The following is a 24,372-nucleotide window of genomic DNA, read 5'->3' on the forward strand; positions in this document are numbered from 1 at the left end:
AGAAGAACGAAAAGGCAGAATGCCATGAAGGTCGACGGCAAGCATTTCCGCAGCATCTGGCGCGAGCGCGATGGCTGGTCGGTCGGTGCGATCGATCAGCGCCGGTTGCCGCATGAGTTCGTCGTTGCGAAGCTGACCTCGTGCGAGGATGCGGCCGTCGCCATCCGCGACATGCTGGTGCGCGGTGCGCCGCTGATCGGCGCCACCGCGGCCTACGGCATGGCGCTCGCGATGCGCGAGAACGCCTCCGACGCCGGCCTGAAGCGCGCCTATGAGACGCTGGTCGTGGCGCGGCCGACCGCGATCAATCTGAAATGGGCGCTCGACGAGATGCGTGCGACGCTCGCGCCAATCGATCCGGCCGAGCGGGCGGAAGCCGCCTATGCGCGCGCCGACGAGATCGTCGAGCAGGACGTCGAGATCAACCGCGGCATCGCCGGCAACGGCCTGAAGCTGATCGAGGCGATCGCGGCGAAGAAACCGGGCGAAGTGGTCAACGTGCTGACCCATTGCAATGCCGGCTGGCTCGCGACCGTCGACTGGGGCACGGCAACGGCGCCGATCTATCTCGCGCATGAGCGCGGCATCAAGGTCCATGTCTGGGTCGACGAGACCCGCCCGCGCAACCAGGGCGCCTCGCTCACGGCGTGGGAGCTCGGCCATCACGGCGTGCCGCACACGGTCATCCCCGACAACACCGGGGGACACCTGATGCAGCACGGCATGGTCGATCTCGCCATCGTCGGCACCGACCGCGTCGCCGCCAATGGCGACGTCTGCAACAAGATCGGCACATACTTGAAGGCGCTCGCCGCGCACGACAACGGCGTGCCGTTCTACGTCGCGCTGCCGTCGCCGACCATCGATTTCGCCGTCGATGACGGCATCCGAGACATCCCGATCGAGCAGCGCAGCGGCACGGAAGTCACCGACATGACCGGCCGCACCGCGGATGGAAGGCTGGAAACGGTTCGCATCGTGCCGGAGGGATCACCGGTGGCGAACTATGCCTTCGACGTGACGCCCGCGCGGCTGGTGACGGGGTTGATCACTGAGCGCGGCGTGCTGAAGGCGGATCGAGCTTCGCTGGCTGCTGCGTTCCCCGAGCGGATTGCTGCTGCGGCGGAATAGGTCTCGTAGGGTGGGCAAAGGCGCGAAAGCGCCGTGCCCACCATCTGCTTGTGGTGGGCACGCTTCCGCTTTGCCCACCCTACGGTCTTTGCGAGCTAGCTCAGCTTCAACCCCGTCGCCGCCTCGAGCTCCGCGATCGCTTGCGAGCCGCTCGTGACCTTGATCGTGGTCATGCCCATCTCCCGCGCCGGCTTCAGGTTGACGCCGAGATCGTCGAGATAAATGCACTTCTTCGGATCGACCTTCAGCGTCTCCACCATCATCCCGTAGATTCGCGGATCGGGCTTGCGCAGGCCGATCTTGGCGGACTCGATGACGTGGTCGAACAGCACCATCACTTCGGCAATGTAAAGCGAGCGTCCGGTCATGCTGCCGATGGCGTTGGCGGGGAGATTGTTGGTGATGCAGCCGGTCTTGAATTGCGCCTTGATGCGCTTGAGCGCCTCGACCATCTCGGGGCGCAGGTCGCCCTGGAGCAGCGGCAGCACGTCGCGGCCGCGCACTTCGGCACCGAGTGCGCGTGACTCCTCCGCGAACAAGGCATCGAACGTGTCGATGTCGACCTCGGCCCGCTCGAACTTGGCCCAGGCGTTTTCCAGGTGATTGGCAGCGTTGGTGCGGCGGATGATGTCGGCGGGCAATCCGCGCTCCGTCTCGAACCGTGTGAATGCCTCGAACGGCGAACTGGTCAAAACGCCGCCAAAATCAAAGATCACTGCCTCGATCGCCACTGTCCTGCCCTCGTCAATTCCTTTCCAAGAGCGCTAGCATGCGTTATCGGCAAGGACCAGTCCGAAGCAATCCGCGCCCGCATCGACTCCGCTCCAATACGTGTTCCCATGAAGAAGCTCGCAGCCCTCATCATTGCCGCTCTGCTCGCCACCCCCGCTCACGCCATCGTCGGCGGCGGCACGCCGCAGGCCGATGGCGTTGCACGCGCGGTCGTCACCATTGTCGGCTCGCGCGGCAATTTCTGTACCGGCAGCCTGATCGCGCCGAAAATCGTGCTGACGGTTGCGCATTGCGTGCAGCCCGGCGCGGACTACAAGATCGTCGATCGCGGCACCGACGGTGCGCCGCAACTGCTGAATGTGCGCTCCGTCGCGATCCACCCAAATTTCAACATTCAGGCGATGCAGGCGCATCGCGCCACTGCCGACGTAGCGCTGCTGCAGCTCGATATTCCACTCAAGGGAAAATCGACGGTCGTGGTCGGCGCGCCGAATATTCCGATCCAGGTCGGCGGCCGCTTCGTCATCGCCGGTATCGGCGTCACCGTGCGCGGCGACGGCAAGAGCGGCGGCACCACGCGCGTTGCCGGTCTCGTTGCGACAGGGCAGCCCGGCACGCTTCAAATTCGCCTGGTCGATCCCGTAACCAACGGTGTTCGCGACGGAATCGGCGCCTGTACCGGCGATTCCGGCGGTCCCGTGTTCGAGGACAAGCCGAGTGGTCCCGTGCTTGTCGGTCTTATCAGCTGGTCCACAGGACCGAATGGCGCCGCCGGCTGCGGCGGCTTGACCGGCGCCACTCCGCTCACGCTCTATCGCGACTGGATCTTGCAGACCGCACGGAGCTGGGGCGCAGCGTTGTAGTTTGACCGCGAATTGATCTATGTCATTTTAATGCGGAAGCGCGATGGGCGACCATGCCCGTCGCGGAGGAAACGCGTCGCCAATAAGGCGGCCTGAAAAAGACAAGGCATAGAAGCAACAATGAATGTCGCTGTTCGCAGTCACGCCATGGCCAAACAGGCTTCTGAACATTTCGACGTGATGATCGTCGGTGCCGGCATCTCCGGCATCGGCAGCGCCTATCACATCGAAAAGCAGCTGCCGGGCACGAGCTACGTCATCCTGGAAACGCAAGAGACGTTCGGCGGCACCTGGTCGACGCATCGCTATCCCGGCATTCGCTCCGACAGCGACCTCCACACCTTCGGCTACAGCTTCAAGCCCTGGGTCGGCCCGCCGATCGCGACCGCCGAAGAAATCCTCACCTACATGAAAGAGGTGATCGACGATAACGATATCGCCCGGCATATCCGCTACAAGCACAAGATCAACTCCGCGAGCTGGTCGAGCGAACAGAATCTCTGGACCATCGAGGCGACGACGACCGATACGGGCGAGGCAAAGACCTTCACCGCGAATTTTCTCTGGATGTGCCAAGGTTATTATCGCCATTCCGAAGGCTACACACCGGAATGGAAGGGCATGGACCGCTTCAAGGGCCGCATCGTCCATCCGCAGACCTGGCCTGACGATATCGATCTCGCGAACAAGAAGGTGGTCGTGATCGGCTCCGGTGCGACCGCGGCGACGCTGGTGCCGAACATCGCCGACGCATGCGCGCATGTCACCATGCTGCAGCGTTCGCCGACCTATTTCCGGCTCGGCCGCAACGCCATCGAGATCGCCGAGGAGCTGCGACGGCTTCAGGTCGACGAGACCTGGATTCACGAGATCGTCCGCCGCAAGATCCTGTTCGAGCAGGACGCGTTCACGAAGCTCTGCATCTCCAAGCCCGAGCAGGTGAAGAAGGACCTGATCGGCCAGATCAGCGCGGTGCTCGGCCCCGACTACGATGTCGAGACGCATTTCACGCCGAGCTATCGGCCATGGCGCCAGCGCATCGCTTTCGTGCCGGATGCCGATCTGTTCAAGGGCATTGCCAGCGGCAAGGCTTCCGTCGTCACCGACGAGATCGAATGCTTCGTAGAGAACGGCATTCAGCTCAAATCGGGCAAGCTGCTGGAGGCCGATATCATCGTCACGGCGACCGGCTTCAATCTCTCGGCACTCGGCGACATCGCCTTCGAGGTCGACGGCAAGCCGCTCGCCTTCGGCGACACCGTCACCTATCGCGGCATGATGTTCACGGGCGTGCCGAACATGGCCTGGGTGTTCGGCTATTTCCGCGCGAGCTGGACGCTGCGCGTCGACCTCGTCGCCGATTTCGTCTGCCGGCTGCTCGGCCACATGAAGGCGAAGGGTACGAAGAAGGTCGAGGTCAGGCTGCGCCCCGAAGACCACAACATGCCGATCCTGCCCTGGATCGATCCGGAAAACTTCAACCCCGGCTACATCATGCGCAACATGAACCTGCTGCCGAAGCGCGGCGACAAGCCGGAATGGCAGCACAGCCAGGATTACTGGACCGAGAAGGACGAGATCCCGAAGACGGATCTGGACGACAAGGCGTTCGTTTACGGGTGAGGTGCGCTAGAGAAAGCCACGGACGGTCAAGGTTCATGTGAACGGCGGTCAACGCTGCAACGGGGCGGCACAGGCTGCAGATGCGCGGATTGATCATTCTGCGCGGCAAAAGCGTGGCGCAGTTGCAACATGGCGGCCGGATTCTGCTCCGGTTGTGGGGCGAACGGACGCATTTTGGCGCTGCCGTAGTGTTACGGAGCCTCGTCATGACCTAAGTTCCCGGCGGAATTGCTGGGAACGGGGGGTGTGGCGTGCAAGGCGAGGGGCTTTGGAGGCGGCAGGATCGACTGCGCCGATCCGTCGCTGCGTCGCTTGTAAGCGTATCGGCGGTCTTCGTCGGCCTCAGCCTTTGCACGACGCCGGCAAACGCGCTCTGCGCGCCCGATCCGGCCACCAGCGGTCAGACCGTTACATGTAGCGGCACGGACGCGGACGGCTTCCAGGCCGGGGCCGGGGTCGACAGTCTCAATGTCAACGTGCTCTCCGGCGCGACCGTGAACGATAACGGGACGGTCTCGATCGGCGTCAACAATACCAGCACGGTCGTCAACAACGGCACTCTATCGGCTGGCTCGGGCCTGATCGGCATTGGCGCCGGAAATTCGAACACCGTGACCAACAACGGCAGCATCACGGTGCTGGACAACGGCCTCGGCATCCAGGTGATCGATCACAACGTCGTCGCCAATGCCGGAACGATCACGACAGGTGACAACGGTGCCGCGATCTCGGTCGGCGACAGCAACACCGTCACCAACAGCGGTGCGCTGTCTGTCGGTGCGTCGGGGGTGGGCATCTTCTCGGGCCAGAACAACACGATCACCAACGCCGCGACGGGCACGATCACGGGCGGCGACGGTGCAAGCGGCATTTTTGGGTTTGGCGGCGCGACCATCACCAATGCCGGCACGATCACGGTCGGCGCTTCCGCCGGATTCTCCGGCGGCATCATGGCGATCAGCAACAACAATACGGTCGTCAACACCGCCACCGGCACGATCACGGTCGGGCAGTTCGCCGCCGGCATCTTTCTGCAAGGCAACGTCCAGACCGTCAGCAATTTTGGCTCAATCACGGCCGGCGATATTGGTGTTGGCATCGCCGCGCTCGGCGATGATGTCAAGATAACCAACGGCGGTACGATTACGGCGGGGGATACCGCATCGGCCGGCATTTCTGTGTCGGGTGATCGGGCCATCATCAGCCAGAGCGGCACGATCAATGTCGGCGTGGGCGGTGCGGGCATCGCCTATTCCGGTTCGTCGGCCACGATCACCAACAACGGACGAATTACGGGCGGCGATTTCGCCCAAGCCATTTTCGTGGCCGGTGACTCCAATGTCGTCACCAACGGCGGTACGATCACCGTCGGCGCCACCGGCGTCGGCATCAGCGTGAGCTCGTTCAGCACGACCAACCAGGTCGTCAATACCGGCACCATCACCGTCGGGGCCGGCGGTATCGGCATCAGCCTGAGCGGCGGCGGAAGCGTGTTCAACTCGGGCACCATCAACGCCGCGACCGGTCTGGCGGCGATCGAGTTCTGCAGCTGCGGCCCGAACACGCTGACGCTCGGCCCGGGCAGCGTCATCAACGGTCAGGTGCTTGGCGCCGGCACTGACACGTTGCAGCTCGGCGGCACCGGGAAGGACACGTTCGACCTCAGCCTGATCGGCAGCCTCCTCCAGTACGACGGCTTTGCGACCTTCAACAAGGTCGACAGCTCGACCTGGACCGTGACCGGCACCGGCAATCAGGACTGGAACGTGCTCGGAGGTACGCTTCTGCTCGCCGGTACCATCAACGGCACCGTGACCGTCGCGAGCGGTGGTACCTTCGGCGGCGTCGGCACGGTCGGCACGACCACCGTCAATGGCGGTGCACTGGCACCGGGCAATCCGACCGGCACGCTCACCGTGTCCGGCGACCTCACATTCACGTCGGCGTCGAGCTACCTGGTACAGGTCTCGGGCGCCAGCAACGGCCTTGCGGCGGTGACGGGAACGGCGACGCTTGGCGGTGCAACGGTCGTGGTCGTCCCAACCGGCTCGATCGCAAAGCACTACACGATCCTGACTGCGACGACGCTCCCCGATGCGTTCAATCCGGTCGTTGCCGGGCTCTCGTCGAACCTGAAGGCGGTGCTGAGCTATGATCCGAACAACGTCTTCCTCGATCTGTCGCTGAGCTACGGCTCCGGCCTCAATATCAACCAGCAGAATGTCGCCAACGCCCTGACGCGCATCTTCAACACCACCGGCAGCCTCCCGGTCGCGCTCGCCAATCTCTCGCCGGCCGGGCTCACCCAGGCCTCCGGTGAATCGGCCACGGGATCGCAGCAGACCACGTTCAACGCGATGAACCAGTTCATGAGCCTCTTGACCGATGTGTTCGGCTCGGGACGCAGCGGTGCGCCCGGTGCGACGCCGCTGGCCGAGGAAACGAACGCGAGCGCCTACGCCGCGCGTGGCAGGGACGCGCGCGACGCGTTCGCCTCGATCTACCGCAAGGCGCCGGCTGCGACCTTCGCGCAGCGCTGGGACGTCTGGGCGGCCGGCTTCGGCGGCTCGCAGACGACCGACGGCCATACCGCGCTCGGCTCGAACAACACCACCAGCAGCATCTATGGCACCGCGGTCGGTCTTGATTATCGCTTCTCGCCCTCGACCATCGCCGGCTTTGCGCTTGCTGGCGGCGGCACGGGCTTTGGCGTCAACGGGCTCGGCTGGGGCCGCTCCGACCTGTTCCAGGCTGGCGCCTTCGTGCGTCACACGGCGGGACCGGCCTATATCACGGCCGCGCTGGCCTATGGCTGGCAGGACGTCACCACCAACCGCATCGTCACAATTGCCGGCGTCGATCAGCTGCGCGCGCAGTTCAATGCCAACGCCCTCTCGGGCCGCATCGAGGGCGGCTATCGCTACGCCATGCAGTGGGTCGGCCTCACGCCCTACGCGGCGCTGCAGGCCACCATGTTCAGCCTTCCGAACTATTCGGAATTCGCCGTGGTCGGCAACAACACCTTCGCGCTCAATTATGGCGCCAAGGATGTGACCAGCACCCGCACCGAGCTCGGCCTGCGCGCCGACCAGTCGTTCGCCGCGGCCGGCGGGCTGATGACCTTGCGTGGCCGGCTCGCCTGGGCGCATGACTACAATCCGGATCGCACCGTCGGCGCGGTGTTCCAGACGCTGCCGGGCTCCGCCTTCGTCGTGAACGGCGCCGCGCAGGCGCGCGATTCCGCGCTGACGACGGCGGCAGTGCAGATGAACTGGATGAACGGCTGGTCCGCGTCGGCGACCTTCGAGGGCGAGTTCTCCAACGTCACCCGCTCCTATGCCGGCAAGGGCCTCGTGCGGTACGCGTGGTAGGCGAGGTCGATAGGCCACGGCGGGATTGCCATCCTCCCCTGGAGGGGTAGGGCAATCGCATGTGAATTCCACGAGAATTGTCTGCGGGCTTGCTCCGCCTCTCCCGCTTGCGGGAGAGGCCGACGCGCTCGCAGAGCGCGGCGGGTGAGGGCTCTTTCCTCTTGGGGATTATCCCGTTGAGGAGACACCCTCTCCCCAACCCTCTCCCGCAAGCGGGAGAGGGAGCCCAGTGCCGATGCCGCCGCATCGTGCAAGCCATATGCGATTGCCCTGCCCCTCCAGGGGAGGATAAGAGGAATCACCGCTTCTGCTGCTCGGGCCGGCGCGGCGGCCGCGGTGCGACGGGGGTGCCGGCCATCTTGTTGGCGGTTTCGCTGACGTCGAGCAGCGAGCGGCGGATGTCCTCGATGTAGCTCGCCGACTTCTTCCGCATGGTGTCGGCGAGCTCACGCAGCCCCTGCACCTTCTCGAACAGCTCGTCGGCCTTGCCGTCGACGAAGCCGGGCACGACGCCCTCGATCTTGGTGACGGCCTTGTCGAAGCCCGCAAAGGCGCTGTCGACCTTGGCCATCACGGAATCGATCTCACCACCCTTGCTGCGGAGATCGGCGGTATTGGTCTCGAACGTGCGCAGGCCCTCCTTGATCGCGGGGGCGTTGCTCACATGGTGCGGTCGACACTGTGCAGGGTCTCAACGATGGATTCGGCATCGCTGAGATCGGCGGTCAGCACGGGGATGCCGTCCGAGTCCAGCGGCACGGGTGGGGCCGAGGGCGCGCCTCCGACCAGCGAGATCGCGGCAACGCCGGTGAGGCCCTGGAACTCGATGCCGGCGACGGTGTCCTTGCGGATCGGCGCGGCGTTGTCGAGCATCACCAGCGCCACGATCCGGCGCGGACTGTCCAGCTTGATCGACAGGATCTGGCCCGCAGGCACGCCGTCGAAATTCACCGGCCCGCCGCGGCGCAGCCCGCTGGCGGAGCCGCCCTCGAACACGACGCGCAATTGGCTCCGGCTCTGGATCGTGCGCCACTTTTGCACGCCGAGCAGGCCGCCGAACGCCACGGCGATCACCGCCAGCGTCGCGGTTCCGATGACGAGATTGCTCGCGCGTGCCATGCGGGAGATTTTACGGCCAAAGCGGGGAAGTTGGAAGGCGCCCGCAATGATACGCAGGACGGGTTAACGCCCGCCGAAGCTCGCAGAGCGAAGGCGCAAGCGTAACCCGTCGTCGAGACCTCAATGCCCGGCCGCTCGTTTTGCCGCGGCATTGTTCAGCACGATCAGGGCATCGACGGCCACACCCGTCTTCGCATTGATCAGGAACGGGTTGATGTCGATCGAGGCGATCCGGTCGCCGGCATCCGCGATCAAATTGGACAGGCCGACCAGCGCCTTCACCGCGGAGGTCTCGTGCAGGGCCGGCTTGCCGCGATAGCCGCGCATCTTGATGCCGGCCTTGGTGCGGCCGATCAGGAGCCGCGCCTCGGCCTCGTCCAGCGGTGCGCCGGCAAGCGCGACATCCTTCATCAGCTCGATATCGATGCCGCCGGTGCCGAACAGCACCACAGGTCCCATCTCGGCATCGAGCGAGGCGCCGACGACGAGCTCCAGGTCAGCCTTGACCTGCTGCGCGATCAAAATGCCATCGAGCTTCGGCTTGCCCTTCAGCTTCGCCACCCGCGCGGTGATGTCGGCAAAGGCCTTCTTCACCTCGGCCGCGCTGTTGAGGTTCAGCACCACGCCGCCAATGTCGGATTTGTGCAGGATCTCGGCGCTGACGACCTTTGCGACGACCGGGAAACCGATTTGCTTGGCGATCTTCGCAGCCTCCGCCGCGGTCTGCGCGATGGCTTCCTTGGAGATCGGGATGCCGTAGGCCTTCAGCAGCTTCTTCGAGGCGACCTCGTCGAGCGCGGCGCCGTTCGCCGCTTTCAATGCCTTCTCCAGCATCGCGCGTGCGGCAGGCTTGGAGCTCGAGACGATGTCGGGCACTTCTTTCCGTAAGCTGGCATAGGCGAGCAGCGACTTGATCGCGGTCACCGCGCGGTCCATGCCCTGCATCACCGCGAGATGCGGCAGCGATTTGCGCAAGCTTTTGGTGAACTCGGTGAAGCCGATCGACATCGCGCTGATATAGATCACGGGCTTTGAAGCCCGGCTCGCCATCTCGTTGACGATACGCAAATTGCGCTCGCGCAATTCGTGCGGCGCCTTCGGCAGCTCGGCATCGATGATGACGATGTCGATGTCGGGATCGTCGATCATCAGCTTGATCGACTTCATGTAGACGGAGGGATCGACCACCGCAGCAAAGCCGGCGTCGAGCGGATTACCGACGATCGAGCCCGGCCCGAGCATCTTTGCCAGTTCGGAACCGACGTGCGGGCTCAGCGGCGCAAAGTTCAGGCCCTCGGCATAGAAGGCATCAAGCAGCATGCCGCGCTTGCCGCCCGACAGCGTGACTGCGGCGAGCCGATCGCCCTTGGGCACGGCCGAGTGGACGAAGCATTCGGTGGTCTCGATCAGCTCGTCGAGCCCGCCGACCCGGATCACGCCCTCGCGCGTCGCAATGGCGTCGAAGGTCTCGATCGAGCCGGCGAGCGCGCCGGTATGGGCCATTGCCGCCGCGCGGCCGCCCTCGGATGCGCCGAGCTTGAGCGCAATCACCGGCTTGCTCGCGGCGCGCGCCGCCTTGCAGGCATCGCGGAACGCCTTGGTGTTGCGCACGCCTTCGAGGTAGACGACGATCACCCTGATGCTGGGATCCTCGGCGAAATAGCGCATCAGATCGGGCGTCTCGAGCCCGGCCTCGTTGCCTGTCGTCACCATGTAGCCGACACCGACGCCGCGATCTTCCAGCGCCTGCCGGATCGCCATGACGATGGCGCCGGATTGCCCGGCGATCGCCACCGCGCCCTGCTCCATGGTGACAATGCGGTCGTCGATATTGGTGAACAGCTTTTCGCCGGCGCTTAAGTTGCCGAGGCAGTTCGGGCCGGTGACGGCAAGGCCGGTCTCGCGCACCGCCGCCTGCAATTCGGCGGCGAGCTTTTGGCTCTCCGCATCCTGCAACTCACTGAAGCCCGAGGTGACGATGGTGGCCGAGCGCGCGCCGGCCGCAGCCGCATCGCGGATCACCTGCACGGCAAAGCGCGCCGGCACCAGCACCAGCACGTGATCGGGCTTTTCCGGGAGGCTCGCAAAGTCCTTGTAGCAGGGGACGCCCCAAATGGTCTCGCGCTTGGCGTTGACCGGATAGAGCCCGCCCTCGTAGCCGTACTTGACCAGATTGTTCCAAATGCGCTCGGCATAGTTGCCGGGCTTGTCGGTGGCGCCCACCAGCACGATGTTGTGCGGGTGCAGCATGGCGTGGATGCCTTTGGCGACATCGCTTGCATCGGGTGGCGGAGACCATGGGCGGGGAGACGTCGACGCAGCAGGCACCTGGGCTTCCATGCGCTCACCTCTTGTTCTTGTTGCAGCGCGCGCTCGGGCGCCGAGGTCTGGCGGGACTGATCGTGACATCTTCATCCCGCGTGGCGGAATGGTGAGACGTCACATCGAGGCTAGCATCACCAGAGTTTTGGCGAAAGTGCGAAGGGCCGTCGCTGATCTTCGCCTGCTCAGTAGCGCAGCAGGTTCAGCTTGTAGGCGTAGTGACAGGCGAGTTGCTTGGCGAGATAGGGAGCGATGGCGCGCCGGATCTGCATCTGCGTCGGATCGAAGCCGAGCACCCGGCGCCGCAAGATGCCCATCTCCCTGACGCCGACCGCGTAGGTCGACGCCGTCTTCTGTGCGTCGTGGATCCGGAAGCAGGCGATGAATCGCGGCAGGCGCACGAACTTGAATCCCGCGGCCTGCGCCCTCAGGATGAAGTCCCAGTCCATCGCGTAGTGGAAACTCTCGTCGATCGGCCCGATCCTGTCCCACACGCGCCTGCGCCAGAACATTGTCTCCTGCGGAATGTAGTCGGCATATCGCAGCGCCCTGCCGTCATGCGGCGGCAGTACGGCACGTCCGACCTCGAGCCCCTCGCGATCGACGAAGACGCGATGGCCGTAGACGATATCGACATGCGGATGCGACATGAAGTAGTTGGCGACATAGGCAAGCGTCCCCGGCAGCAGCATGTCGTCGCTGTTCAGGTAAGCCATGATCTCGCTGTCAACGCCGGCGAAGCCGAGATTGATGGCGTTCGATTGTCCCTCGTCCGGCTCGCTCTTCCAGCTGATGCTCGCGCCGCGGCTTTTCAGGAGATCGAGCGTGCCGTCGATCGAAGCACCGTCCTGCACGTGATAATACAGGTTTGGATAGTTCTGGCTCACGATGCTGTCGATCGTGGCACCGAGATACTGCGCATGGTTGTAGCTCGGCGTGACCATTGCGATCCGGGGTGCATTGCCGCGGATTGCGGGCGCCGGCGGGAAAGCCTTGAGGTTGAGCAGGCGCGGCGGATATTGCTCGAAGGTCCACATCGGCGGACGCCGCCACACGCTCCGCAGCGAGGATCGTCTTTGGCCGGCGGCGATGAGATCTTGGTTCCTCTCCAGCAGCGCGACGCGGTTTTCGAGTTGCTCGAATCGCTGTTCGAAACGCTGCCTGAGGTGGTCGTCCATTACCGCTTGTCCTGAAATTGCAGCGTCAAAAGATCAATCGGCCATTCTTATAGGTCTCCCGGCGATGACGCCAGTTCAGCGGCTCCAACAGGTGCGATGAATCACTGCGAGAGGCCCCGACTGCGAACCGCTATTCATCAGGTCCGATCAAGGTGGCGTGCAACACGTAGCGCTCGGGACCGGAGGTGACGGCGTCGAACGGCCAGCAGGTCGCGAGCACCAGCTCGAAATCCTGCGCCGCGGGATCGATGCCAGACTCATCGAAGCGAACCACGGCGGAGGAATCCGCGCGATAGCGAAAATGCTTGCCGTCCCTGCGCGTGACATCGATGACGTCTCCGATGGTAACATTCCGCAAGAAGCGGAAATGTGTGTCGCGATGGGCGGCATATACGGCAATACCGCGTTCGCCCGCATCAGCCGTTTGGCGGACATGACCGGGTCCGAACGCGAGCGCCTGGCCGCTCACACCGTCCAGCACGATCGCGCTGGCGCCGAGCCGCTTCACCTCGATCCGCGCGACCGGCCAGGTGTCGGCCCATGACCATGGCTTGACCACCTCGCCGGTCGCAACGCTCCTGTCGAACGCGCGCTCCAGCAGCACCTGCGCGAGCCAGGCTTTGGCATGGATGTAGGCGCCGTCGCCGCATAGGATGGCGCCGATGATGGCGAGGGCCAGGGGAGAGATGAGGCGGGGCATTCGAATCTCTTGTTCGTCATTCCGGGGCGATGCGAAGCGTCGAACTATGGTGCGCAATTGCGCACCTGAGAATCTCGAGATTCCGGGTTCGGCTCTGCGCCGCCCCGGAATGACATTCCCAAAAAAAAGGCGCGCGCGGCCGTTGGTTACGGGACGGGCGACCGCGCGCGCTAACAGAGGAGTTCGGGGGGCTCCTCTCTCAAGCAGCGTCGGTGAGCAAGGGCCGACGCCGGTTGAACACGAATAGGATCAGGGCGAGCATGATCAGGATGAAGCCTGCGATCATCTTCAGCTCGGCCGAAGTTGCAGTCTTGGGCAGGCGGATCGCATCGGGCGCGGCGGGGGTCGGCCGCCTTGCCGAAGGCTGGTTGCGCGCATCGGCATGGCGCTCGCGCAGTTGCGTCGGCGTCAGATTCGGCCGCTCGCCAAAGACCTTCTCGAAATCCCAGCCGGCAGGCAGGTTGATCGGCAGCTCGCTGAGCTTGAGCGGTTCGCCCTCGGGACGGCTCGGCGTCTTGTCGACGGCGACGAGGCTGGTCAGGCGCGTGACGATCTGGTGGTCCAGCGCCAGCGCCAGGATCGCCTTGTCGGAATCTTCGGGCGTCATCTCGCGCAGGGTGCGCGCGACTTCGGCATCGTCGATCTTGCGCTTCGCCCAGAGTTTCGACAGGCCCTTGCCTTCGGCGGCATTTTGCAGCGGCAGCGTCACCGACCACGGACGGTCGCCGACACGCCCCTTGATCTCGAGCGAGCCCGCGAGCTTGTCGAGCCTTGCCGCCAGCACCAGCGGCTCGTCGCGATAGACATCGGGAATGATCGCCGGCGTGACGTCGGCCTTGGCTTCGGAGAACTTTGCGCTGAGGCCGGTCACGGCCGGATTCTCCAGCTTGGCGAACAGGCCGCGCATGCGCTCCTCAACCTGCTCCACCGAGCCGATATGGGTGAAGGCGCCGCGGCCGAGCTCGGCGGCGCGCGTCATCAGATAGGTGTTGGGCGCGGACCCGATGCCGACCATGAACACGCGCGAGCGGCCGCGCATCGCCGTGATGGTCTCGAACAATTGCTGCTCGTTGCCGATCGCACCGTCAGTCAGGAAGACGACCTGGCGAACCATGTTGGTGTCACTGAGCTTGTCGGTCAGCGCGGCGCGCATCGCCGACACCATCTCGGTGCCGCCGCGCGCCTGCAATCCATTCACGAAAGCGAGTGCTTCGCCGAGATGCGCGGGGTCGGCCGGCACGGAGGTTGAGAACAGCACGTCCATGGTGTCGTCGAAGCGGATCACGTTGAAGCGGTCATTGGGCTGGAGGCGGCCGAGCGCATAAAGCAGGCTCGCCTTGGCCTGGACGATCGAGGTGCCGCCCATCGAACCGGAATTGTCGATCACGAACACCACTTCGCGCGGCCACGGTTTCTGCGTTGCCTGCTCGGCGCCGGGCGGGGTGACGAAGGCGAGCAGATAATCGGCATCGCCAACATGCTCGCGGAACAGGCCGACCGACGGCGCCTTCTCCGCGGCGGGCGTCCAGCTCAGTTCGAAATCGCGGTCGGCGGGCACAGCGCCATCAGCGAGCGTGACGACACGCGTCGTGTTGTCGGGGCTGTCGACCTTGACGTTGTGGTGGTGGCTTTTGACTTCGCCGAGCGCAAAGCCGGCCTTGAGGCGCACCGTGATGCTGGTCGGGTTGACCGGCGCATTGGTCGCAGGATTCAGCACCGGCGGCGTAATCCGCTCGCGGTCCGGCACCGGGTCCGAACTGGTCGCGCCCCAGCCCGAGCCGTCCTTGCGAAAGTCGACGCTCTGCACGATCGGCGCCGGATTGTAGCGCGGCGCGACCACCAGCGGCAGGCGCAGCGAATATTCGTTGCCGGACTGGTGCACCGGCTCCTGATATTCGATCTGCACCAGCACGGTTTCGCCGGGACCGATATTGGCGACCGAGTTGGTGAAGATGTTCGGCCGTTCCTGCTCGGTGAGCGCGGCCTTCTGGCCGGCGCGGCGCGCCTGCTCGTAGATCACGCGCGCCTGCTGCCGTTCCTTGATGTCGCCGACGATGACGCGGTCGCCGACCACCATCTTCAGCGTGTCGACGGCGCCGCCGGTTGCGAGCGGATAAACATAGGTCGCCTCGACCCAGTCCTTGGTCGGATTGCGGAAGATTTGGGTGATGCGGGCGCGCAGCGTTGGACCTGACACCGTGATGTCGACATCGGTGCCGAGGCGGATCGCTTCGGTAGTGGCGCCATCCTCCTTCAGCAGGAGCGTTCCGGATTTGGCGTCGCCAGGCTGGAGCAGGCTGGCCTGCTCCGTCGTCGCCGACCATCCGGGCTCAAAGCTCACCAGCAGAGCCACGAAGGCGACCAGCATCACCGCGATGCCCTGCACGAGGAGAAACAATCCGAGCTTGATCAGCCGGCCCAGCATGGGGTGCTCGTCGCTGTCGGCTGTGTCGTAGGTGTCCATTTGGCCTGCCCCGAAGCATGTTCGCTGGCCCAAAGCATCTGCCGGGAGGGCCTGATGTCGCGAGCAGAATGATCGGCAATGTTCCGCCGCGGCCGGCCCGGCACGCCGCCGCCGGGGCGGCCATGTGCGGTTTTGTGCTGGTTTGTCCGCCCTGCTAGAATGGCTGTCCTGGAGCAGGGCCACGATGCAGACGCAGGACAAACTCAACGACGGGCAGCTTTCGGACGAGCAGAGCCGGGAGATCGCAGAGACCATTCGCGAGGAGCTGGCGAGGCGCCGGATCTCCCGGCAGGCGCTGGCCGAGCAGGCCAAGCTCAGCCTCTCGACCCTGGAAAAGGCGCTCGGCGGGCGCCGGCCGTTCACGCTGGCGACGACGGTGCGGCTGGAGCAAGCGCTGGGTGTCTCCTTGCGAAAAAACGCCGTCGTGGTGACGCCCCCGGCCGCAAGCGATGTCGCACCCGACAGCCTCGGCTCCTATGCGCATCGCGCCGTGACCTGGCTCGAGGATGTCTACATCACGCTGCGGCCCTCGTTCGGCGCCAAGGACGCGATCTTCGCCTATCGCACCGAGATCGTCTGGGAGCCGAAGATCTCGTCGCTGGTCTTCCGCGAGGGCGAGCGGACCGATGCCGCCTACGAGCACACCGGGGAGGTCGCGGTGCCGCATCAGTCCGGCTTCATCTATCTCGTCATCATCAAGCACGGCCAGCATCGGGTGATCACGGTGTCGCGGCCGACGGTGAGCGGCGAGATGTACGGCATCATCTCGACGCTCCGCGCGGGCCCCGGCTCGCAGCTGACGCCGATCGCGGCGCCGGTCGCTTACGTGCCGCTCCGGAACGTCCCGAACCCGTCTCTGGGACGGGTCGGACCTGACGACAGCAACCATGCATTGTACCGGAAACATCTGCGGCGCACGGTGGAAGAACCGTTTGCAGTGTTTCTGTCGGTATAATCCGCAAGAAAGAGTCCGGCGTCGGCTGGGCCTGCGTCTATAAGGGAGCATGCAGGACGTGCTCCAACCTCACGGCGGCGGATCTCCGCTGTTCTCCATCATTATTCCGCTCGAATTCCATCGCGGGCAGTGGGAGCAATCCTGGCTCGGCTGGACCTCGCAGACCGCCGACAAATCCCTCTACGAGATCATCCTGGTGATGCCGCCGGATTTCACCGCGCGCGAGGAGCTGGTAGCGCTTGCCGGTGACGCGGCCCGGATCGAGCAGGCCGGCGTCGCGCACGATATCGGGCTCTGCGCATTCGGCGCGGAGAAGGCGCGCGGCAGATATTTGTTCTTCACGGAATCGCACTGCCGGCCCGAACCCGATGTGATCGAGCTGTGCCTCCGCGCCATCGATGCTCATCCCGACTGGGCCGGCTTTTCCTGCCGTTCGGTGCCGATCTGCCATAACCGGCTGTCCGTGGCGGAAGCTGCCATGTATCAGGCCGACATCGAGTTCGGCATGAAGCAGCATCCTTGGCGTAAGGTGCTGGACCAGTGCTTCGTCACGCGACGCGACATCTACTGGGAATGCGGGGGCCTGCGCGAGGAGTTCGGCCACTTCGCCGAATGGGTGCTCGCCGCCGCCTATCATGCGCGAGGCCATGCGATTGGCTATCTCGAAGAGGCGCGCTTCCACCACTACTATATCGGCGAGCTCGGCGAGCTGAAGACGTTCACGCTCGACTTCGTGCGAGGCGAGATCCGCTATCTCGGCGAGGCGCGCAGCGATGCCGGCAGCGAGCTGCTCGACATTCCCATCGAATGGAGCAGGCGCGACAATTTCGATGTCGCGCTCGCGCGCAGCACCCTGGCCGCGCGGATGCGATCTTCTCACCTGAATGGCGAGAGCCTGGAGGGCCTCTGGCGCTGGGGCCTTATCGCGCTCGCGGGCGGCGGCTTCGCGCGCGGCTCGGCGCGCGCCTCCGCGGCCTATGCGCGGTGCGTGCTGACCATGCTCACGATGATCGGATCTGACGACAGCATTGTGCGCTGGCTGAAGCGCTATATCGCCTCCCTGATCCATTTTCAGCGCCTCGATTGCATTCACGGCAGCAGCGAGACGCCCGGTGCGAAATTGCCGCGCCTCGGAGATCAGGTGGTGGCGCAGGCCGGCTTCCACGCACCGGAGGTCTGGCGGCAGCGCAGCTTTCGCTGGAGCGAGCCGGAAGCCGCATTGCGGATCGAACTGCCGCAGGGGCGCAACACCATCCGCATTGCATCGCCGGAGATTCGCGAGCCTCTCGATCGAATCGGAGTGCGCTTCTATCTCGACGGCGTGCGCGTCGCCGATGTGGCGATCTCTGCCGGCGCCTTCGTCCTCCAGCTCAATCGGCCGTCATCGGGCATGGCGATACTGGCATGGACATGCCCACGCTTTGCGGCGAAAGGCGACGAACGCCGGCTTGGTCTGCCGGTGGCAGGGATCAGCATCGGGGCGGGCGAGGGCGCGAACGAGGCACCATCACCCGCCGCCATGATGCGAGGTTAGCCGCCGGTTTCGGCGCTGATGATGTCGCCGAACAGCTCCCACTGGCCCTTCTTGAACCGCCACATCTTGAGCTGCTCGATCGGCGCGAAGTCGGTGGAGGAAGTGTTGATCTTGATGCCGGGGATCAGCGTGTCGGGGACGAAGTCCTTCAGGCTGGCGGCCTGCTTCATCACGTTCTCGCGGGTCAGGTTGTCGCCCGACTGTTTCAGCACCTGCACCATGGTCTGGGCCGCCGCATAGGCGTAAACCAGATTGGCGTCCGAGATGTTCGCGCCAGGCATGTACTTGTCGATGAAGGTCATGAACCTCTTCATGCCCTCGTCGTCCTTCCATTGCGGGTCCGACGCATCTTTCAAGTAGCCGGCCGACAGCACGCCTTCGGATGCCTCAAGGCCGGCCGGCTTCATCACCGCGCCGATTGACACCGAGACGTCGGTCATCAGGTGCATCGGCTTCCACTCCAGCTCCGCGATCTTCTTAATCGCTTGCGCTGCGAACTTCGGCGTCGCGATGTTGACGAAGACATCGGCGCCGGTGCCCTTGAGCTTAACGATGTGGGCATCGATCGACGGCTCCGACGTCTCGTAGCTCTCCTCGGCCACGATCAGCTTCGAGGCCTTGTCGCCGAAAATGTCCTTGATGCCGGCGAGGTAGTCTTTGCCGAAATCGTCATTGGCATAGAAGATCGCGACCTTCGCGTCCGGCTTCTCCTTCAGGATGTATTTTGCGAAAATCTGGGCCTCGACCCGGTAGCTGGGCTGGAAGCCCATGGTCCAGGGAAAGTTCTTCGGGTCGTTCCACTTGCTGGCGCCGGTGGCGAGGAACAGCTGCGGCACCTTCTTGGCGTTGTGATATTTCTGCACGGCGGTCTGGGTCGGCGTGCCCAACGCGTTGAAGACGAGGAACACCTCGTCGCTCTCGATCAGCTTGCGGATCTGCTCCACCGTCTTCGGCGGCGAGTAGCCGTCGTCATAGGAGATCCAGTTGATCTTGCGGCCGTTGATGCCGCCCTGGTCGTTGATCATCTTGAAATAGGCTTCCTCGGTCTTGCCGATGATGCCGTAGGCGGAGGCGGGACCGGAATAGGCCTCGACGTTGCCAATCTTGATCTCGGTGTCGGTGACGCCGGTGTCGTATTTCTTCTGCGCATATGCGCCTTGAACCGAGAGCAATGTCAGGGCCGTTGCCGCGGCAAGCAGGGCGAGTTTCTTGTTCTTCATGGAAATTCCTTTGACTTCTTTTGGGGTGGAGCAGGCACTTTCAAAACAAAAAGCGCCCGCGAGGGGCGCTTCGATCAGGCGTTGGCGGCTTTCTTGTCGACTTCGGAAGCCACCGAGAATTCCTTGCGCAAGGTCGGCTTGTGGATCTTGCCGGTGGCGTTGCGTGGCAGCGCATCGACGAAGCGGACCTGGCGCGGGCATTTGAAGCGCGCGAGATTCGCCGCGCAATGCGCCAAGACCTCGGCTTCGCTCAGCCGCTGGCCCTGTTTGACCGCGACGATGGCAAGGCCCACTTCGCCCCATTGCGCATCGGGAATGCCGATCACCGCGGCTTCCGCGATCGCGGTGAGCTGGTGCAGGACGTTCTCGACCTCGGCGGGATAGACGTTCTCGCCGCCGGAAATGTACATGTCCTTCCAGCGGTCGACGATGTAGTAGAAGCCTTCTTCATCCACGCGCGTAGCATCGCCGGTGTGCAGCCAGCCGTCGGTGAAGGACGTCTTGTTCGCCTCCGGCCTGTTCCAGTAGCCGGGCGTGATGTTGGGTCCCTTGACCCAGAGCTCACCGAGCTCGCCGGTATCGGCATCGCTGCCGTCGGGGCGCACGATTCGCACCTCGGTGTGCAGCACCGGTTTGCCGGCCGAGCCCGCCTTGCGCGCCGCGTCCTCGCGGTCGAGCACCAGCACGGCTGGCGAGGTCTCGGTCATGCCGTAGCCCTGCTGGAGCGCGACGCCGCGGGCTTCCCAGACTTTCAAGAGCGGCACCGGCATCGGCGCGCCGCCGACACCGCAGACGATCAGCCGGGTCAGATCGCTCGTCGCGAAAGCCGGATGCTGCGCCATGAACTGGTAGATCGCGGGCACGCCGAAGAACACGTTGATGCCCTGCGCGGGATCGTTAATCAGGCCGAGCGCCGTGCCGGGATCGAAGGCGCGCATGATCATCACGGTGCCGCCGGCATGCAGGACGGGATTGGTGTAGCAATTCAGTCCGCCGGTGTGGAACAGCGGCAGCACGGTGAGCAGCACCGAGGCCGGCCCGATGTAGGCGGGGCCGCCGAGATTGACGCAATTCCAGAAGGTCATGCCATGGGTGATCGTCGCGCCCTTGGGATGACCCGTGGTGCCCGACGTGTACATGATGGTCGAGACGTCATCGAGCGTGACCTCCTCGGCGCGGTCGAGCGGCTTTGCGGCGGCAATGCCGGCTTCATAGGCGCCGCCGGTGCCGAGCAGCAGGCTGGTCGCGACATTGCAGAGCTTTGCGACCGCGAGCGCGGTCTCGGCCAGGTCAGTGTCGTGGATCATCACCTTCGGCGCGCAATCGCTGGTGATGAACTGAAGCTCGGGAACGGTGAGGCGGGTGTTCAGCGGCACGAAGATGGCGCCAAGCCGTCCGCAGGCGAACTGCGCTTCCAGCGTATCGGTCGTGTTCAGCGCCAGCACCGCGACGCGGTCGCCGCGCGAGACGTTGAGCGTATGGCGCAGGAACGAAGCGAGGCGCGAGACGCGAGCGTCGAGCTGCGCATAGGTGAAGCGGCGCTCGCTGGCGAGATCGATCACCGCAACCTTGTCAGGTGTGCGGCGGCCATGGTGGGCGATCCAGTCGTAGTAACGAACGGCCAAAAATCCCTCCCTCGGCGGTCTTGTGCCGCCTCGCGTCCCTGTTGCCGTGCACCATGCCCGGCATGGCCCTGGGGCCAGCCGGAGTCTGTGCAGCAGTCTTTTTTGATCCGGAGTTGGCCTGCGAGGGGTGAAAATCGTCTTGCGTTGAGTTGCTAGGCGATAGGCTGCGGTAGAGCGGTTCCTCCGGTCAGCCACTCTGCGCAAGTGAACGGCAAATGTTCCGGCCATGGTGAATGAGCCGAATCCGCCAACAGGGCGAAAGTTGCGATGACGAGCCCGTTCTATACCGCTGAGCACGACGCCTTCCGCGAGGTCATGCGCCGCTTCGTCGACAAGGAGATCACGCCCTTCGCCCATGAATGGGACGAGGCCGGCGAATTCCCGCGTGCGCTCTATCGCAAGGCGGCGGAGATAGGTCTCCTTGGGCTTGGATTCCCCGAGGAATATGGCGGGATCGCCGCCGACCAGTTCATGAAGATCGTGGCCAGCCAGGAGCTGGCGCGCGCCGGGGCCGGCGGCGTCAGCGCCAGCCTGATGAGCCACACCATCGGCTCGCCGCCGATCGCGCGGGCGGCGCGGCCGGAAGTGAAGGCGCGCCTGCTGCCGCAGGTGCTAGCCGGCGAGAAGATTTCTGCGCTCGCCATCACCGAGCCGGGCGGCGGCTCCGATGTCGCAAACCTCCGCACCAGGGCGCGGCGCGACGGGGATCACTACGTCGTGAGCGGCGAAAAGACCTTCATCACCTCAGGCGTGCGCGCCGACTACCTGACCGTGGCGGTGCGCACCGGCGGCGAGGGCGCCGGCGGCGTCAGCCTGCTCCTGATCGAGGGCGACACGCCCGGCCTGTCGCGCACCAAGCTGAAGAAGATGGGCTGGTGGGCCTCGGACACCGCAACGCTGCATTTCGACGAATGCCGCGTACCGGCCGAGAACCTGATCGGCGAACAGGGCCAGGGTTTTAAGATCATCATGCAGAACTTCAACAGCGAGCGCATGGGCATGGCGGCGAGCTGCACCGCCTTCGCCCGCGTCTGTCTCGACGAGGCGATTGCCTACGCTAAGGAGCGCAAGACATTCGGCAAGCCGCTCGCCCAGCACCAGGTCATCAGGCACAAGATCGTCGACATGGCACAGAAGGTCGCCGCAAGTCAGGCAATGCTGGAAATGCTGGCGTGGCGGCTGGAGCAGGGCGAGAGCCCGGTCGCCGAGATCTGCATGATGAAGAACCAGGCGACGCAGACCATGGCGTTCTGCGCCTCGGAAGCCGTGCAGATCTTTGGCGGCGCCGGCTTCATGCGCGGCATCAAGGCCGAGCGCATCTACCGCGAGGTCAAGGTCAACGCCATCGGCGGCGGCACCGAGGAGATCATGAAGGATCTGGCAAGCCGGCAGATGGGGTTGTGACCCTCACCGTCATTCCGGGGCGACGCGAAGCGTCGAACCCGGAATCTCGATATTGTAGGACCTAATCTCTGGATTCCGGGTTCGCGCTTCGCGCGCCCCGGAATGACAAAGGGGAAAGAATGCTATTCACCGCCGATCACGACGACATCCGCCGTAGCTTGCAGAAATTCATCGCCAATGAGATCAATCCTCACGTCGATGAATGGGAGAAGGCCGACATCTTCCCGGCGCATGAGCTGTTCAAGAAGATGGGCAGCCTCGGCTTCCTCGGGCTGAACAAGCCGGTCGAGTTCGGCGGCTCGGGCCTCGACTATTCCTATGCGCTGATGATGGCGGAAGAGTTAGGGGCCATCACCTGCGGCGGCGTGCCGATGGCGATCGGCGTGCAGACCGACATGGCGACGCCGGCGCTGGCGCGGTTCGGCTCGGACGAGGTGCGGCGCGAATTCCTCAGCCCCTCGATATCAGGCGATTACGTCGCCTGCATCGGCGTCTCCGAGCCCGGCGCGGGCTCCGACGTCGCCTCGATCAAGACCAGCGCGAAATCCGACGGCGACGACTACGTCATCAATGGCGGCAAGATGTGGATCACCAACGGCACCCAGGCCGACTGGATCTGCCTGCTCGCCAACACCGGCGATGGGCCCGTTCACCGCAACAAGTCGCTGATCTGCGTGCCCATGAAGAGCAAGGGCGTCACGGTCGCGCGCAAGCTCGACAAGATGGGCATGCGCTCGTCGGACACCGCGCAGATATTCTTCGACAATGTCCGCGTGCCCAAGCGCAACCGGATCGGGGAGGAGGGCAAGGGCTTTACCTACCAGATGATCCAGTTCCAGGAGGAGCGGCTCTGGGGCGCGGCCGCCTGTCTGAAGGCACACGGATACATCATCGACCAGACCATCGAGTACACCCGCAACCGCAAGGCTTTCGGGAAGTCAATCCTCGACAACCAGGTCGTGCACTTCAAGCTTGCGGAGATGCAGACCGAGGTCGAGCTGTTGCGCGCGCTGATCTATCGCGCTGCCGAGCAGCTGGTCGCGGGCGAGGACGTGACGCGGCTTGCGACCATGGCCAAGCTGAAAGCCGGCCGGCTCGGGCGCGAGCTCACCGACGCCTGCTTGCAATATTGGGGCGGAATGGGCTTTACCAACGAGACGCCGGTCAGCCGCGCCTATCGCGACAGCCGCCTGACCTCGATCGGCGGCGGCGCCGACGAGGTCATGCTGATGGTCCTGTGCAAGATGATGGGCACGCTGCCGGGAAGTAAGGAAAACGCCTGATGATCACGCTCTATCACTGCGACGCTGCGCGCTCGTTCCGCCCGCTCTGGATGCTGGAGGAGATGGGGCTGCCGTATGAATTGAAGATGCTGCCGTTCCCGCCGCGAGTGTTTGCCAAGGATTATCTTGGCATCAATCCGCTCGGCACTATCCCCTTCCTGATCGACGGCGAGACGCGGATGACCGAGTCCTCGGGCATCTGCCATTATCTCGGCATCAAATACGGGCCGACGCCGCTGATGGTCGGCTCCGAGGATCCCGCCTATGGCGCGTTCCTGAACTGGATGTATTTTTCCGACGCCACCTTAACCTTCCCGCAGACGCTGGTGCTCCGATACACCCAGCTCGAGCCGGAAGAGCGCCGCGTTCCGCAGGTCGCCACCGATTACGCAAAATGGTTTCTGGGCAGGCTGCGCGCCGTCGAGGCAGCGACGGCCAATGCCGAAACCTTGTGCGCCGGTCGCTTCACCGCCGCTGACATTGTCATCGGTTATGCGCTGCGCCTCGCCGACAATATCGGGCTCGCCAAGGACTTTGGGCCAAATGTCGCAGCTTATTGGTCGCGCCTGCAGCAGCGCGATGGTTTCAGGCGCGCGGTTGCTGCGGAGCAGAAGGCCGGCCTTGAGCAGAATGTTGCGCCGCGCGTGAGGGCGTAAGGGAAGCTGTCATTCCGGGCCGCGCAATAGCGCGAACCCGGAATCTTGAGGTTCCGGATTCGGCCCTTTGGACCGCCCCGGAACGACGACGCATGTTTTCATGACAGCGCTATCCCGTCGTGACAGCGCCCAAATTTCCGCTAAGGTGACCTCCGTCCGCAGCGGCCAAAGAGCCGCGCGAGGAGGATGCCC

16 protein-coding genes and 1 pseudogene are annotated in these 24,372 nt (G+C 64.4%); 9 read left to right on the forward strand and 8 right to left on the reverse strand.

Features of this window, described 5'->3' with window-relative positions; genetic code table 11:
- The first annotated feature begins 24 nt into the window (after positions 1-24).
- On the forward strand, positions 25-1,131 hold the full coding sequence (mtnA, locus tag FOM02_RS02755; protein WP_027563243.1) for an S-methyl-5-thioribose-1-phosphate isomerase: 1,107 nt from the start codon (positions 25-27) through the stop codon (positions 1,129-1,131).
- Between the two features lie 95 nt (positions 1,132-1,226).
- On the opposite strand, the gene FOM02_RS02760 is transcribed toward mtnA, so the two are convergent.
- Positions 1,227-1,862: an HAD-IA family hydrolase gene (locus FOM02_RS02760; RefSeq protein ID WP_027563242.1), complete on the reverse strand. Its 636-nt coding sequence runs from the start codon at positions 1,860-1,862 to the stop codon at positions 1,227-1,229.
- A gap of 108 nt (positions 1,863-1,970) precedes the next feature.
- On the opposite strand from FOM02_RS02760, the gene FOM02_RS02765 reads away from it, so the two are divergent.
- From FOM02_RS02765 to FOM02_RS02775, 3 genes are all read left to right on the forward strand, one after another.
- On the forward strand, positions 1,971-2,726 hold the full coding sequence (locus FOM02_RS02765; RefSeq protein ID WP_027563241.1) for a S1 family peptidase: 756 nt from the start codon (positions 1,971-1,973) through the stop codon (positions 2,724-2,726).
- A gap of 120 nt (positions 2,727-2,846) precedes the next feature.
- Entirely contained in the window at positions 2,847-4,349 is a 1,503-nt protein-coding gene (locus FOM02_RS02770; protein ID WP_027563240.1) for a flavin-containing monooxygenase, read from the forward strand.
- 251 nt (positions 4,350-4,600) lie between these two features.
- The gene (locus FOM02_RS02775) at positions 4,601-7,720 is read left to right on the forward strand and encodes an autotransporter outer membrane beta-barrel domain-containing protein (RefSeq protein WP_027563239.1); all 3,120 of its coding nucleotides are present in this window, start codon (positions 4,601-4,603) and stop codon (positions 7,718-7,720) included.
- A gap of 298 nt (positions 7,721-8,018) precedes the next feature.
- On the opposite strand, the pseudogene FOM02_RS02780 reads toward FOM02_RS02775, so the two are convergent.
- The 5 genes and pseudogenes from FOM02_RS02780 to FOM02_RS02800 all read right to left on the reverse strand — a co-directional run bounded on the left by FOM02_RS02780 (position 8,019) and on the right by FOM02_RS02800 (position 15,503).
- Positions 8,019-8,839, reverse strand: a pseudogene (locus FOM02_RS02780) (MlaD family protein).
- Between the two features lie 120 nt (positions 8,840-8,959).
- Positions 8,960-11,179 carry an acetate--CoA ligase family protein gene (locus FOM02_RS02785; RefSeq protein ID WP_027563237.1) on the reverse strand — a complete coding sequence of 740 codons (2,220 nt, stop codon included), beginning with the start codon at positions 11,177-11,179 and terminating at the stop codon, positions 8,960-8,962.
- 167 nt (positions 11,180-11,346) lie between these two features.
- On the reverse strand, positions 11,347-12,339 hold the full coding sequence (locus FOM02_RS02790; RefSeq protein ID WP_027563236.1) for a glycosyltransferase family 2 protein: 993 nt from the start codon (positions 12,337-12,339) through the stop codon (positions 11,347-11,349).
- Between the two features lie 130 nt (positions 12,340-12,469).
- A complete protein-coding gene (locus FOM02_RS02795) occupies positions 12,470-13,039 on the reverse strand; it encodes a class GN sortase (protein WP_027563235.1) in 570 nt (189 codons plus the stop codon).
- A 199-nt stretch (positions 13,040-13,238) separates the two neighbouring features.
- Positions 13,239-15,503 (reverse strand): marine proteobacterial sortase target protein, encoded by a 2,265-nt coding sequence (locus tag FOM02_RS02800; RefSeq protein WP_027563234.1) that lies wholly within the window; start codon positions 15,501-15,503, stop codon positions 13,239-13,241.
- Positions 15,504-15,687: 184 nt separating this feature from the next.
- Between FOM02_RS02800 and FOM02_RS02805 the strand changes: the two genes are divergently transcribed.
- Together FOM02_RS02805 and FOM02_RS02810 are read left to right on the forward strand one after the other, a co-directional pair.
- Positions 15,688-16,458: a helix-turn-helix transcriptional regulator gene (locus FOM02_RS02805; protein ID WP_027563233.1), complete on the forward strand. Its 771-nt coding sequence runs from the start codon at positions 15,688-15,690 to the stop codon at positions 16,456-16,458.
- A 49-nt stretch (positions 16,459-16,507) separates the two neighbouring features.
- Positions 16,508-17,992, forward strand: a complete 1,485-nt coding sequence (locus tag FOM02_RS02810) for a glycosyltransferase family 2 protein (protein WP_027563232.1) — start codon at positions 16,508-16,510, stop codon at positions 17,990-17,992.
- On the opposite strand, the gene FOM02_RS02815 is transcribed toward FOM02_RS02810, so the two are convergent.
- Together FOM02_RS02815 and FOM02_RS02820 are read right to left on the reverse strand one after the other, a co-directional pair.
- A complete protein-coding gene (locus FOM02_RS02815; RefSeq protein WP_027563231.1) occupies positions 17,989-19,212 on the reverse strand; it encodes an ABC transporter substrate-binding protein in 1,224 nt (407 codons plus the stop codon). The two genes, FOM02_RS02810 and FOM02_RS02815, sit on opposite strands and share 4 nt — an antisense overlap.
- A gap of 74 nt (positions 19,213-19,286) precedes the next feature.
- On the reverse strand, positions 19,287-20,837 hold the full coding sequence (locus FOM02_RS02820) for an acyl-CoA synthetase (RefSeq protein WP_027563230.1): 1,551 nt from the start codon (positions 20,835-20,837) through the stop codon (positions 19,287-19,289).
- Positions 20,838-21,104: 267 nt separating this feature from the next.
- Between FOM02_RS02820 and FOM02_RS02825 the strand changes: the two genes are divergently transcribed.
- The 3 genes from FOM02_RS02825 to FOM02_RS02835 all read left to right on the forward strand — a co-directional run bounded on the left by FOM02_RS02825 (position 21,105) and on the right by FOM02_RS02835 (position 24,180).
- On the forward strand, positions 21,105-22,241 hold the full coding sequence (locus FOM02_RS02825) for an acyl-CoA dehydrogenase family protein (RefSeq protein WP_027563229.1): 1,137 nt from the start codon (positions 21,105-21,107) through the stop codon (positions 22,239-22,241).
- 119 nt (positions 22,242-22,360) lie between these two features.
- Positions 22,361-23,524, forward strand: a complete 1,164-nt coding sequence (locus tag FOM02_RS02830; RefSeq protein WP_027563228.1) for an acyl-CoA dehydrogenase family protein — start codon at positions 22,361-22,363, stop codon at positions 23,522-23,524.
- Entirely contained in the window at positions 23,524-24,180 is a 657-nt protein-coding gene (locus tag FOM02_RS02835; protein WP_027563227.1) for a glutathione S-transferase family protein, read from the forward strand. Before FOM02_RS02830 ends, FOM02_RS02835 begins: the two co-directional genes overlap by 1 nt.
- The last annotated feature ends 192 nt before the right edge of the window (positions 24,181-24,372 follow it).

This window comes from Bradyrhizobium sp. SEMIA (genome assembly GCF_014844175.1).
Lineage (GTDB): Bacteria > Pseudomonadota > Alphaproteobacteria > Rhizobiales > Xanthobacteraceae > Bradyrhizobium > Bradyrhizobium arachidis.

Coding starts and splice junctions, on each gene's coding strand:
- mtnA (WP_027563243.1), top strand. CDS start 25: ATGAAGGTCGACGGCAAGCATTTCCGCAGCATCTGGCGCGAGCGCGAT.
- FOM02_RS02765 (WP_027563241.1), top strand. CDS start 1,971: ATGAAGAAGCTCGCAGCCCTCATCATTGCCGCTCTGCTCGCCACCCCC.
- FOM02_RS02770 (WP_027563240.1), top strand. CDS start 2,847: ATGAATGTCGCTGTTCGCAGTCACGCCATGGCCAAACAGGCTTCTGAA.
- FOM02_RS02785 (WP_027563237.1), bottom strand. CDS start 11,179: ATGGAAGCCCAGGTGCCTGCTGCGTCGACGTCTCCCCGCCCATGGTCT.
- FOM02_RS02790 (WP_027563236.1), bottom strand. CDS start 12,339: ATGGACGACCACCTCAGGCAGCGTTTCGAACAGCGATTCGAGCAACTC.
- FOM02_RS02795 (WP_027563235.1), bottom strand. CDS start 13,039: ATGCCCCGCCTCATCTCTCCCCTGGCCCTCGCCATCATCGGCGCCATC.
- FOM02_RS02800 (WP_027563234.1), bottom strand. CDS start 15,503: ATGGACACCTACGACACAGCCGACAGCGACGAGCACCCCATGCTGGGC.
- FOM02_RS02805 (WP_027563233.1), top strand. CDS start 15,688: ATGCAGACGCAGGACAAACTCAACGACGGGCAGCTTTCGGACGAGCAG.
- FOM02_RS02810 (WP_027563232.1), top strand. CDS start 16,508: ATGCAGGACGTGCTCCAACCTCACGGCGGCGGATCTCCGCTGTTCTCC.
- FOM02_RS02815 (WP_027563231.1), bottom strand. CDS start 19,212: ATGAAGAACAAGAAACTCGCCCTGCTTGCCGCGGCAACGGCCCTGACA.
- FOM02_RS02825 (WP_027563229.1), top strand. CDS start 21,105: ATGACGAGCCCGTTCTATACCGCTGAGCACGACGCCTTCCGCGAGGTC.
- FOM02_RS02830 (WP_027563228.1), top strand. CDS start 22,361: ATGCTATTCACCGCCGATCACGACGACATCCGCCGTAGCTTGCAGAAA.
- FOM02_RS02835 (WP_027563227.1), top strand. CDS start 23,524: ATGATCACGCTCTATCACTGCGACGCTGCGCGCTCGTTCCGCCCGCTC.